The following is a 13,147-nucleotide window of genomic DNA, read 5'->3' on the forward strand; positions in this document are numbered from 1 at the left end:
TATGTATCTTTCTCCACCTGCTTTTCTATATGCTTATCTCGGATAATAAGAAAATCCAGGATATTTGACTACTGGCCATTTTTCCTTTCGTAATGCATTGAGAAGCTCAGGACCAACCTGTAAATTACTCTTTACTAATTCAGATGGTGTAAGCGCCATCCATTGATTTAATGAAACATCCTGGAATCGATCACTTTTAAATATTTCAAGGAACCATAACGTTTCAGTCCCCGTATTTTCAATATAGTGACCATTTGCAAACGGTACGTAGCCGACATCTCCAGCACGATAATCAAAGGTTCTAGCTGTACCGTTTCCTGCAAACACGGTCATACGCCCTGTTCCTTGAAGGTAATATTGCCATTCATCATTATTCGGATGCCAATGTAGCTCTCTCATCGCACCAGGCTCAATCTCGACGAGTGCCGCGGCAATAGCTTTGGAAATTGGAAAATTCGTGGAATCGACAATTCTCACACTACCACCAGGTGTTTTAATTGGCGTTTGGGCAAGGAGACTATGCTTAAATGTTTGAGGAACCTTACCATAGGGAGATTGTACTTGCTGTGTTTCAATAGGTCCAGGGACTTTATCTTGATAAATGTAAACTTGTTCTTTTGGTAGATGATTAAAAGCACTCATCGGAACACCAAAATTAGATGACAGCACATCCTTCGGTGTATGCGCAAACCAGTCAGATATAGATAATGTGTTTAAATCTGAAAAATGCCCATCGTCAAACACGAGTAGAAATTCACAGCCATCTTTAAGGCCTTGAATGGAATGAGGTATACCTGGCGGGAAATACCATAAATCGCCTGGTCCAACATCGGCAATAAAATTGTGCCCATTTTGATCGACGGCAGTAATGCGAGCATGACCAAGAAGCATGTAGGACCATTCCGCCTGTTGATGCCAATGAAGCTCACGCACGCCACCAGGTGTCAAACTCATATTGACACCTGCCAATGTAGTGGCGATTGGCAAATCTCGTACAGTAATTTCTCGAGACCAACCACCATTATTTAACGTCATATGTGTATCAGAAAAGGAAAATTTCAAGTTCGGTAAAAGACCTGCATCTGTTATTGGTGGAACAAGCAAATCTGGATTTTCTAAATCCCGCATAATATCTCGCGGCCCTTTATCCACCCCTCCAGCACCATCATTGCGAATAGGCTGCGGAACATAATAATAGCCCTCTGGCTTGTTATCCAACTATTCACCTCTTCATCAAGTAATCGTTATATAAAATGTATGATGCATCATGTGTTTTATTCTTTTAATGTAAGGTTCAGCACTTGTAATGTGTCCATCATTAAAATAGCCCCACTTTCACCTAAGCTGGTAAATGTGGAGCTGCAAAAGTTCGTTCTTTTGTGATGATATTTGACCCTATATGTAGTTGCATTTTAATTAATTACTCATTCATTCTATGATGAGTAAAGCCTCTAACCAAGAAAAGAATACCTACGATAAAGAAAATTAAACTGAAAAGAATCAACAAGTAGCCCGAATCAAAAAATGAATGATAAAAAGCTTCCTTACTTGCATACGTTAAATTTGAGACTAGGATAGCCGTCACAATATATTGTGTAGAAATGAAAATAGCTGCGATAAGTAAAAACAGTGAACCTACAATTTTGTCTTCCATAATACACTCCCCTCTAATTTATAAGAAAGTTAATATTATCCTTATTAAAAACGATATAAACGAAATTTTCAATAAAAGTTGAAATTTCTCTGATTTTTCTTAAAATTAAATTATATAACAACTATTAAACGGGAGGAATATATATGAAATTTCATCTTTTAACCACTTAATAGTTTTAAATTTTTTATCATCGCTTTCCTTATCGCCTCAGCTATTCAATTAACTAAAAGGCATCATAATGCCAACACCACTATTCCATATGGAAGTATATTAATGAAAGGAGAAGAGGAATAGGATGTTTATGAAAAAAAAGTCGATTGTAACGATTGTTTCAATGTCTTTAATTTCTAATTTAGTTATTTTGCCATTTAACCTTAGTGAAGCTAAAGCGGTGGAAAATAAAACTATAGAAGATGCTACTGACAATGTCATATATTCTGAACAACAGCTTGAAGAAGCTCAGATTATAACAAATCATATATCTTACGAAAGAAAAAATGGTGTTGGTGTTTTTTCACTTTCTAATATCGCAGAGATGGAGATAAAATTACAAAACATTAATTCTATTATTACTGCTGAGGAGATTAATTTAGCAATTGCTGACATAAATACTAAATTAGCCGAAGAAAACGGAAATGGTGAAACGACAGAATTACTAGTTAAATCTAGAAATCTTATTCAATATGGAACGGAGACTGCACCACGTATCGTAAAAAGATCATGTAGTAAATGGTTAGGTGGCTTAGGACTTGCTCATGCTGCAGCTGTTTCAGGAGCTGGTGTATTATTAGGTATTTCAGGACCAGTAGGTTGGACAGTTGGGACTGGTATTGCTGCGGCTTACTATTTAGGGTCACTTGCATGTCCAAACTAAAAATTTTTTTGAAAACATACCAGCTTTCTGTTAATTTTTCAACTATCTTTCTATTTACGTGTCTAACCATCTATCATATCACCCGAACCATCTACCCTACTGTCATCCTTTTTATTCTAATGGTGTTAAACATATTTTCTTTTGAATATTTTTTGAGTCGTAAATACAATACCCCACAAAAAAGAGCTATTCCAGCGACATTATATTTTATAGTAACTGGCATTCTATCCTACTTAGTTTTTTTGCACATACTGGATAAGTAATTGTTAATACTAGCCAATTAATATATCTGAAGAAAAGCGTTTTGCTTCGTTTTTTCACGATACAAAACGCTTATTTATATCTCTCAATATGCATAGGAGATTCTTTTAGTACAATTTTTTCACATGCGACTTTGCCACTTGAACCATCATCTCTATCCCATATTGCAATTCCTCTCGTGATGCATAAGCATATGAAAGACGAATATGCTGTGTATCTTGCGCATCATATATATAGCCAGGATTGATAAGAACATTCGACTGCAATAACTTCATAAAAAATGCTTTATCTACAAGCGGTGCATTGAATTTTAGCCATATATAAAAACCACCCTTTGGCTTTTCCCAACTCGCAATGTCCTTCAATTTTTCATGTAATAAATTCTCTACAAAATCTGCCCGCTGCTGAAGCTCATGGCGTAAACCTTCAATATGGCGTTCATACTTACCTGATTGCAGCCAGTGCAACACAATCTCCTGTGAGATGGCACTTGAACCATAGTCTGTTTGCATTTTAATATCTGCTAACCGCTCAATCACAGTTGTTGGTCCGATTAACCAGCCAATGCGTAGTCCAGGGCTGAGTGTTTTTGAAACACTGCCAATGTATAAAACTTGTCCACTATCATCCATTGATTTAATTGCTGAAGATTCCTCTTGAAAAAGTAATTCATGATAGACATCATCCTCAATAATAGGAATACGAGATTGTTTACATGCCTCGTAGAGTTCCTGTTTTTCTAGTGATGTCCACACGCCTCCAGTTGGATTATTTAACGTAGGAACTGCATAAAAAACAGCCTGCCTTTTTCTTTTTTTATGCGCTAAAGTTTGCGCAAGCCCTTCATCTCGGTCGATCGCCATCATTTGCATCCCGACAGATTGGAATGGATGAACTGAATTTAAATAAGACGTTTTTTCTTGAAATACGATTGACCCCTGCTCTAGTAAACCAACCGCAATGAGCTGCAATGCTTGTAACGCACCTGAAACGATGCAAACATTTTCAGGTTCAGCCTGTATGCCTCTTTTTTGTACATATTGGCAAATTGCTTCTCGCAGTCGCTTATTCCCTTGCGGCGATGAATATCCTAAAGCTTTCGGCTGTAGTGATAGCTCCTTCAACGATGCCTCCATTTCATTGGTTGGCAATAAACTTGGCGCAAGCTCCCCTGTCCCTAAGCGGATAATATCATCTCGTTGCTCGTATTCATTGATCAATTGAATCGTATGGTAATTTGGTTTGTGCAAACTTGTTTCAATGTACGTTTGCCAATTGGGTTGTCTTTGTTTAATTAAAGAATGCCAGGAAGAATTTGCAACATACATACCTGAGCCAATCGTCGTGTCGAGTAAGCCTGCTGCCTTCAATTCCTCTAATGCCTGCTGAACAGTACTCCTGTTGACCCCAAATTGCATTGCAAGCTGTCTTTGCGTGGGCAGCTTCGTTCCTGCAACCCAATCCCCTCGTTCAATGCGCTCTGTTACCCATGCTACAATTTGTTGCTGTAAAGTTCTATCCCCATGTCTGGTTGGTTGCCAATTCATATTTTCACCTCATAAATTGGGTGGGTGAAATACCATCCAATTGGTCGTTTTCTTATAGTTATATCATAGGTAGAATGTGTATTGGAAGGAGGGATTGTCATTGGAGGCATTTCTACATGGGATGATATTAGCATTTGGACTTATTTTACCTTTAGGTGTGCAAAACGTTTTCGTTTTCTCCCAAGGTGCTACACAACAACGATTCATATTAGCTCTACCAGCTGCTGTTACAGCGGCACTTTGCGATACTTTATTGATTTTGCTTGCTGTTTTTGGTTTATCCGTTATCGTTTTGCAATTTGAGTGGCTGCGTATCGCCTTAATGTGCGTAGGAATTGTTTTCCTATTATATATGGGCTATAGCATTTGGCGCTCGAATCTGACAACTAGTGAAAAGAGCGAAGCATTGCCCGTTAAAAAACAAATTTTATTCGCGCTGTCCGTATCCTTATTAAATCCACATGCCATCTTGGACACAATAGGTGTTATTGGCACAAGCGCATTAAAATATAATGGTACAGAACAAGTACTCTTTACTGCTGCATGTGTACTTATTTCATGGCTGTGGTTTTTCGGTCTCACACTAGCAGGTGCATCTTTTAAAAAGCTTGATAGCTCAGGCAAGTTGATGAATATTTTCAATAAATGCTCAGCAATCTTTATATGGGCTACTGCTATGTATTTACTTAGTGGTTTACTTTAATCTAGTACATAGTTTAGAGATACATTTTATAATAAATAGTTGCTGTATTTGCATTGATTTAACAATGTTTTGCGTTTTACGAATCAAGTTATAATGAGCTTACTTTGTGGGTGGACCTGATAAATAGTGAAATCAGGAGTCGTCGTATTTTAGCAGTTAGTTTTAACCCATAGGTTCATCCATGGTTGGCTTTCGCCTCTACACATTCCATATAACACAGATATAGCGGAGCGAAGGGGCGGATAACCATACTATTACCAAACAGTCTGACCATAAATCGCAGTAACTCATTACCTACTATTTATCAAAATCTAGAAGTAACTTTCGAAATTTTATGATATTGATTCATTTAAAAGATTTAATAAATTATATGTATTAATCTCTTGGAGATTAATACAATTCGCATTTTCATCTTTTGCTTTATAACTTTTCTTTAAGTAATAGTTAATTATTTCAATACTTGGCTTTTCACCGTTCAACTCTAAAAAGTAACTTATGAAAAGAGCAATTGTTCCACTAAAATGTGCACAAGAAATACTTGTTCCATAACTTATAGTATAGCCCTGCGGGAGGCCCAAATTTTTTCTTAAAGGATCCATGTTTTTTAAATGTTTTGGGTAGGTTGTAATGATAACTTGCGTGGGATCATTAGTACGAAAAACCATTCCCCACCCGGAGCAAGCAAGCATTTCTTACTGTAATTTGAATATGTTGAGAGTTTACCTAATTTATTGCTAGCTGCAACTGTGTAAACTCTGGGGTTAAACCCTAACATATGTAATTCTTGGTGGACATCTAAATTAATTTTAGTGTTACCCGCAGAAGTAATAATTAATATATTTTTATTAGTGGCCTCTTCTATTAATTCATTAATAATATTCAGTAAATTGGTATTATTAGTCTTTAGAAACATTGAAAGGCTTATATTTATTACATCTACATTACAACTTATTGCATATTTAAATGCTTGTAAGAAGAGTCTTAATTTAAACTTTTTATTATCCGTTATTTTGCAAATAATCAAAGAAATATTGGGAGCTACCCCCATTAGAATCCCCTTTCCACAAATAATTCCAGCAACCATAGTCCCATGACCATCGTAGTCCATTATATTTGTATGTTCACCGACAAAACTTCTTGAATATTGAAAGTCTATATTAGAAAGTAGATTTTCATGAGTATAGTCTATTCCACTATCGATAATGGCCACTTTAATTTCAGAACTTCCTTTAGAAAAATTATAAACTTCCCCATTTCTTGTTAATTTAGAAATACTCCATTGGTATTTAAATAGTGTACTTTTATCAGACATTATTCGTCTCAAAAAAGAGTTGTATTTTACGGGAAAGTTCTTGCTTTTCCTCTCGATTTCTTATATTTGCGTTTAAAATTAACTTGGATAGTTCTGGGTTTTCCTCAAATATTCGCTTGTTATTATCATATAAATCCTTTATTTCTGGGTTATATTTTGATAACTTGTCTATTCTTATATTTATTTTCCTTTGTGGAGTTCCATAGCCCAATGCAACATATGCATTTATTATCAAATCAACGATTATATCAAAGATTATAAACATATTCTAACACTCACCTCATAATTAGTTATATTAACGTTTGTCATTACTAGCTCTAGACGTACTTCTTATTTCAGTGGCTTGTTAAAAGATTTAATTTAAGTGTTGTCATATGGGCATCCTCTTATAAATTAGTTAATAGCTTGAGTTTCTACAAATAAAGCATATTTTTTATGAGTTTCTAATAATTCTTGATGTAATCCAATTCCTGTTATTTCCCCATTATCTAAGAATATAATTTGATCTGCATTTTTAATGGTAGATAATCTATGGGCAATTACTATAGTGGTTCTACTTTTCATCAATTTCTTTAAAGCATCTTGTACTAATTGTTCGCTTTCACTATCAAGACTAGCTGTCGCTTCATCTAATAAAAGAAGATTAGGATCACGTAAAAAAGCCCTACCAATAGCAATTCTTTGTCTTTGCCCACCAGATAGTTTTATACCCCTTTCACCTACAAGAGTATTAAAGCCAGCTGGGAAATTTTTTATAAATTCATATGCATTTGCAAGTTTTGCATACTGTATTATTTTTTTATCATCTACATCATCTACTCCATACATTAAATTTTCTTTAATAGTGCCATTTATCATAGCGCTTTCTTGCATAACATAACCAATAACATTACGCCATTCTTTTAATCCATAGTCTGAAATAGAAACTCCACCATAATAAATAGCACCTACTTGTGGTTCATACATTCGTTCTATTAAATAAAAGAGTGAAGATTTTCCTGATCCTGAAGGTCCGACTATAGCTGTAGTTTTATTTTCAGGAATCGTAATATTTAAATTTTTTAATACATTAACTTTTCCATCGTAACTAAAGCTTAAATTTTTAATTAATAAGTTAGAATCTACAACATTTATTGGGATGTTTGATTTATATATTGCTTCTTGGGGCATAATGTATATTTCATACAATCTCTCTGTAGATCCTATAGTTTTTTTATAATCAGTATAAAATGAGGATAAAGATGCTATAGGAGTTATTGATTGAATTAAGTAAAAGAGTATAGCAACAAATGTACCTGCAGAAATTTCCCCATTAGATACTCTCAAACCACCATACCCTATTATTATTAAAAGCATTAGCATCATTGTACCTGTTACAATTGGCGATACGATTGCTTGAATTTTGGCTTCCTTTAAATTCAAATTAAATAGTTCAAATAATTTTCTTTCCCCATTTTTAAACTCTTTCGTTTCAGCACTATAACTTTTGACAAGCCTTATCTCAGTAAGTACCCGATTTAAAAAACCAATAAAATTAGCAGTTTCATTTTGCAAATTGAGAGATATTTTATAAGTGAGGTTCCCTATAGGTAATATTACAAATAAAGTAACTGGAATAATTGATAACATTGCTAATGTTAGTTTCCAATCTAATACAATTAACATTGTTACTGAACCAATTATAATGATAATTTGCGAAAGTAAGTTAGGGATTTTCTCTGAAATAAAACTATTCATATTTTCAATATCATCTGTTAATCTACTTATTGTTTGTCCGCTGTCGTTACTATCAAAATAGGAAATTGGGAGTCCCAAAACATGATTCCACATTTTGCTTCTAATACAATATATTGCATTACCTCCTATATATTTCAGCATATAAAAAGAAACTCCACTTAGAATGGAGTTAACAATAAAAAATACAATTAAATATACAACCCAGCTCCATTTAATATTATCAATTGAAAAGTCATCAATTATAGTTTTTGTGATAATTGGGAGTACTAAATTTATTAAAGAGGAAAGTATAGATAAAGTAATACTAATAATAATTATTTTCTTTGGCCAATTAACTAATTTAAGTAAGACTATTAGGTGATTTTTTTTCAATTTTTTAATGTCCCTTCTCTTAATTGCTCATTAAAAAAAGACTTTCCCATTTGGTAAAAGATTTTCTTTTGATGTAATATAAAAGAACTAGGTATATGCCAGAATTCCCAGTTAGCAGCCCAGTCTTATTAAATTTGTATTTTTCATTATTAAATTCTTCTATATCATTAAAGCCAAATTTTGATTTTTCATCATATCTTTTAATAAGTTCTTCGATAAAAAATCTTTCCATTTCTTCGAAGATTGGAAGTTTTGTATCTTCATTCATAATTATTATTAAATGTAATAATCCTGCTATTCCATGACAATAGCTAGGAGATATCAAATTATAATTGTTTTTATGTTTATTTACAGTATTAAAGAATTCCAATGAAAACTCTTTTAAATAGCTATTGTTTAAGGCTGCCCCTGTTTTCCATATAGTTCTAGCTATAGATAAGTCCCCATAACACCAACTAAAGTTAAGACAATCGTATTTCAAATATTTTCCATAATCATATTTTTCTAATGGAATCTTTTTTTCCCAATAAGAAGTATCTTCATTTTTAGTTAAATTATTAATTAACCAATCAGTTACAAAGTATATTGCTTTTTCCACCTCTTTTTTATTTGAACAAACATCTAAAGAAAAGGTCAATACTGCAAGAACTCCTGTAATACCATGCGATATACCTACATTAAAATTTCCTTGAGGAAATGCTTCTACTTCACTCTCAATAAATTGATTTTTTTGAGGAATGTACCAATTAGGTATTTCAAGATGTTTGAAACTATGATTTCCGCACAATTGAATTAAATATCCTATAGATTCATTAAAGAGAATTTCAAAATCATCATCATATTTTTTTGCTTCTAATAAGTAGACGACAATTCCGGATATCCCCTCTATTAAATCGTAATCGGGCATATGAACATCATGATTATTAAGATTTAGCTTTACTATTTTAAGCTTTTCTTTTATTAGTTTTTTAAGAAAAATGTTACATTCTTTAAGTAGGCTAACATACCTTGTATTATTTTTTGAAACAGCTTGAATTGCCATACATATTCCTGTTAGACCAGTCCATAATCCTGGATTTTCAACCTTAGAAATTTTCTCCCTATTAATACCTAATTTTAGAATTTCGTGTGAATAAGAGGAAAAATTCTTTTCAGGGAAAATATTATCCATCTCACCAAGCAATAAACAGTTGCTTAACAAACCTTGATTTAAATCGTAATAACTAAAATTATAAAACCATTCTTGAATTATTTGAGGAAACTTTTTTGAGTCATTCGATATATATGTTATTAATTCTTGTAGATTTCCAAAGTGATTAGCATAATCAATTGCTTTTTCTTCTATATTCGATTTATTTAGCATAATTAATCACCTTTTCTTATCTTTCATATAATCCTCTTTTTTCATGAAATATAGGAAGTTCATTATTCTTTGTTCACGTTCTGAATGTATACCATATCTGTTCAAGTGCATATGCAAAAATGATAAAACAATTTGATTGAAATATTCTTTATTAGAGTGAATTTGTATATACTTATTCGAATAATTTTGTATTAGTTTATTTAAATCTTTAATTTCGCTTGATATAGTAAAATTAATTTCCTTAACAACCTCAAAGTATTTATTTTTATTTTCTTTAAATAGTTTACGATAATCTTTATAATATTTTTTATCGATATTCATATTCTTCTCTAACCAATTGAAACTACACTCCTTACCTAAATAAGACTTCAACAAAATATCTAGTGTTATTAATGAATAATACTCCAATTCAGTTTTAGATTTTTTAATAGCAGGTAATAAATTCAATATCAACAGACTATCCTTGCAAAAGATATTTTCAGCATATTTTATTAAATATTGCCCTCCATATCTTTCAATTTCACGATTATATCCATCAAATGTTGCATTTATAATTAATTTTTTTCTCCGAAGTAAACTAATCATTTCATTAATTCTTTCAATTATTATTAATAGTTGATTTCCCACTTTAATTCTAAGTCTTATATGTGGATATGGATCAGCATATCTAATGAAATAAAAATGGTTTTCCAGTTTATTTCTTTGAATAAAACCTGGAATATAATAAATAAGTAGATCATTATCAATATTATTAGGGTGATATAATTTTAAGTATAACCACTCCTTTCCTAAATCTTTAAATCTATTCTCTTTTGAATAGTAAGAAAGTGGACGTTGATTAAATAATTGAGGTTTATTAATATTATCGAAAAATGAACTGCAAATAATCTCATTTACATAATAGGTATGTTTATCAGATAAAATACTAGTATTCATCATCTCATCTGCATCAATAAATTGAAAAAATTTCTTTTTTGATAATTCATTAATGAATAACTCAAACATACTTTCTGAGTGCGTGTCTATAAATAAATAATTATCAAAATCAATAATTTTGATATATCTAGGTACTTTATAAGTAGTGAAAAAATTTTTTACCAGTTTTGAAAGAGTTTGCATGTCTTTATACGCTTCTTTTCGTACATCTATATTCCATAATTTGTTTTGTATAACTAAATTCCCGCTTTTCAACTTTGGTAGGTATGGGAGCTCCTCAAATTCCCCCCAATTAAAGGGGATAATTGCTGCTCTCTTATAAGCAGCTAAATCTAATAAAAATCTATATATATTAGGCATTCCAAATTGGTGATTTGCCATATGCGAAGTTATAGGGAATACTAATTTATCCTTTAATTTTGAAATTAAGTGAAATTGCACTCCATCACTAAAAATATAGATATCATCAATTTCAATAGCGTTTTTAGAGGAATTTGTAGTAGAAGCAATCGAAACTTCATAATTAAATTTATTGGAAGCACTCATTACATTAGTGTATTTCCCCTTAATTGGTTGAATATTAATATTTGTCAATTCCTCGTTAAATTGAATATTACTCTCTCTATCATATATTTCTGTATTAATAACTTCTTGTTGTATAGGAAATATATCAAGAAATCTACCCATAGTTTTACCTGCGAATGGGGAAGCAATATTACCAGAAGGGTAAATTGTATAGTTATTATTGCTAAGCTCTTCACTAGATTCAGCGTATATTGAAAAGTATAAGTCTAGGCTAGTAGAAGGAATATCTTTAATATCCAGAGGGCTATTATTTAGATAATCTGTGATATCTAATTCGTTATCTCCTTTTATTAAAGATTGATATAAAATCTGTTTTAAAAAGGAATTATTATCTTCTTTTTTTTGTTTGTGATAATCGTATTCTAACAAACCTACAGGATTTGTATATGTAGGAGGAGGACCTAGCTCCGTTTTATCTTCTAATAAATCTTTTAACTTTACAGCATTATATATTCCGTAATAATCAATGAATTTCCTTAGATAGTAGTCCATGTAATCTTTATTTGAATCAGATATGCTAGATAATTTAATTATAGTTTGACTGAGTTTTTCTAAATCCTTTATTAGAGAATTATTTAACTCAACTTCTTGAGAATAATAAGAATCTATATGTATATATTCAGTAGCTTCTTCAATTTTTTTCATGAAATTTTCTATTGAATTTAAACTTCCGTAGTTAAAATTCAAATTATTCAGCGAATTAATTTTAGTCATTATTCTGGTTAAAATATCCGAATAATAATGATTCCCATTTTCTAATTTTACTAGCTTTTCATGTAAATAATGTATAGGATCATCTATTGAATTCGAAAATTTTAACTCAGATATCAAAAAATCCTTTTTTATTAGCTCTAGAATATAATCAAGTGCCTTAGATTCTAAAATCTCATTATTAGTTGCTTCATTTAAAATTTTTAAGAAGTCACTAACCTTATTCTCTTCTTCAAAATTGCTGAGTACGAAATTAAGCAGATTATTTTTTTTAAGTGATACTTCTTCTACTAAATGATTTTCTTTATTAGCACCATCTGTAAAATAGCTTAGATGATATTTGTCTGAGATTTCTATCAATAACTTATTACTTTTAAGAACCAAGTTTTTTAAGATTCCTCGATCATTTTCAATCTTTGAAATAAATTTATAAATCCACTCGTGACTAATTCTAATTTTATACTTTTGTTTACTTGTATCTAATGTAATAGAATTATTACCGTCTTCTTTAAATACACCCATACCGACGTTAGAAAAGGTACTAAAAGGAGTAGGGCGAGAAAACATTCTTATATAATATTTCAATAAAGAAAAGTAGATGCTTTTTATGTCTTTTGCTTCTTTCTTATATAAATCAATACATGCTTCATATAATTGAGGACTAGCTGTTCTAATTGCCGTTTTAAATTTTTCATTACTAAGCATTTTATTTATTCGTTCTTTTTTCTCAAGATTTTCTTTATCAAAGAAATAAATCATTTCAATGGCATCTAGGCCTAAGCTTGGAAATCGATACATAAAGTTTTTTAATATATATGGATTTTCCTGTTTCATAAGCTCACACTCTCTATTTTTTAGTATTAAGAGGATAGTGTAACCGTCAACCCCAATTGAACATTTTTGTACATTAACTATGAACACTTTTTACTCGTTAAAAATCTTATTGCTAATGCTTCAATCGATGACTTTCATTACGGTACATTCACCAACATAGACATTTGGAAAATGATTCTGTAGCCAATCGAATACTCTCGCACCACTTAAACTAGCTACTCATGCAGCCAATTAATAATCTCTTGATAGAAATTTAGC

10 protein-coding genes are annotated in these 13,147 nt (G+C 31.6%); 2 read left to right on the plus strand and 8 right to left on the minus strand.

The window, feature by feature from the left end; genetic code table 11:
- Nucleotides 1–33: 33 nt before the first annotated feature.
- Nucleotides 34–1,218 (minus strand): oxalate decarboxylase family bicupin, encoded by a 1,185-nt coding sequence (locus ACIQ1H_RS06730; RefSeq protein WP_402887488.1) that lies wholly within the window; start codon nucleotides 1,216–1,218, stop codon nucleotides 34–36.
- A 202-nt stretch (nucleotides 1,219–1,420) separates the two neighbouring features.
- Nucleotides 1,421–1,654: a hypothetical protein gene (locus ACIQ1H_RS06735; RefSeq protein ID WP_402887490.1), complete on the minus strand. Its 234-nt coding sequence runs from the start codon at nucleotides 1,652–1,654 to the stop codon at nucleotides 1,421–1,423.
- Nucleotides 1,655–1,949: 295 nt separating this feature from the next.
- Here ACIQ1H_RS06735 and ACIQ1H_RS06740 point away from each other — a divergent pair, with 295 nt between their 5' ends.
- Nucleotides 1,950–2,528, plus strand: a complete 579-nt coding sequence (locus ACIQ1H_RS06740) for a hypothetical protein (RefSeq protein WP_402887492.1) — start codon at nucleotides 1,950–1,952, stop codon at nucleotides 2,526–2,528.
- 368 nt (nucleotides 2,529–2,896) lie between these two features.
- Here ACIQ1H_RS06740 and ACIQ1H_RS06745 read toward each other — a convergent pair whose 3' ends face one another.
- Nucleotides 2,897–4,336, minus strand: a complete 1,440-nt coding sequence (locus ACIQ1H_RS06745) for an aminotransferase-like domain-containing protein (RefSeq protein WP_402887494.1) — start codon at nucleotides 4,334–4,336, stop codon at nucleotides 2,897–2,899.
- A 100-nt stretch (nucleotides 4,337–4,436) separates the two neighbouring features.
- Here ACIQ1H_RS06745 and ACIQ1H_RS06750 point away from each other — a divergent pair, with 100 nt between their 5' ends.
- Complete coding sequence (locus ACIQ1H_RS06750; protein ID WP_402887496.1) at nucleotides 4,437–5,039, plus strand: LysE/ArgO family amino acid transporter; 603 nt, start codon at nucleotides 4,437–4,439, stop codon at nucleotides 5,037–5,039.
- A gap of 604 nt (nucleotides 5,040–5,643) precedes the next feature.
- Here ACIQ1H_RS06750 and ACIQ1H_RS06755 read toward each other — a convergent pair.
- From ACIQ1H_RS06755 to ACIQ1H_RS06775, 5 genes are all read right to left on the minus strand, one after another.
- Nucleotides 5,644–6,351, minus strand: coding sequence for a S8 family peptidase (locus ACIQ1H_RS06755; protein ID WP_402887498.1), 708 nt, complete (start codon nucleotides 6,349–6,351; stop codon nucleotides 5,644–5,646).
- Complete coding sequence (locus ACIQ1H_RS06760; protein WP_402887500.1) at nucleotides 6,344–6,616, minus strand: hypothetical protein; 273 nt, start codon at nucleotides 6,614–6,616, stop codon at nucleotides 6,344–6,346. The genes ACIQ1H_RS06755 and ACIQ1H_RS06760 overlap by 8 nt, the downstream gene beginning before the upstream one ends.
- A gap of 128 nt (nucleotides 6,617–6,744) precedes the next feature.
- Nucleotides 6,745–8,460 (minus strand): ABC transporter ATP-binding protein, encoded by a 1,716-nt coding sequence (locus tag ACIQ1H_RS06765; protein WP_402887502.1) that lies wholly within the window; start codon nucleotides 8,458–8,460, stop codon nucleotides 6,745–6,747.
- Between the two features lie 19 nt (nucleotides 8,461–8,479).
- Complete coding sequence (locus ACIQ1H_RS06770; protein ID WP_402887504.1) at nucleotides 8,480–9,823, minus strand: lanthionine synthetase C family protein; 1,344 nt, start codon at nucleotides 9,821–9,823, stop codon at nucleotides 8,480–8,482.
- A 6-nt stretch (nucleotides 9,824–9,829) separates the two neighbouring features.
- Nucleotides 9,830–12,889, minus strand: coding sequence for a lantibiotic dehydratase (locus ACIQ1H_RS06775; RefSeq protein WP_402887506.1), 3,060 nt, complete (start codon nucleotides 12,887–12,889; stop codon nucleotides 9,830–9,832).
- Nucleotides 12,890–13,147: the final 258 nt, after the last annotated feature.

The organism is Lysinibacillus sp. NPDC097279, from assembly GCF_044761745.1.
GTDB lineage: Bacteria > Bacillota > Bacilli > Bacillales_A > Planococcaceae > Lysinibacillus.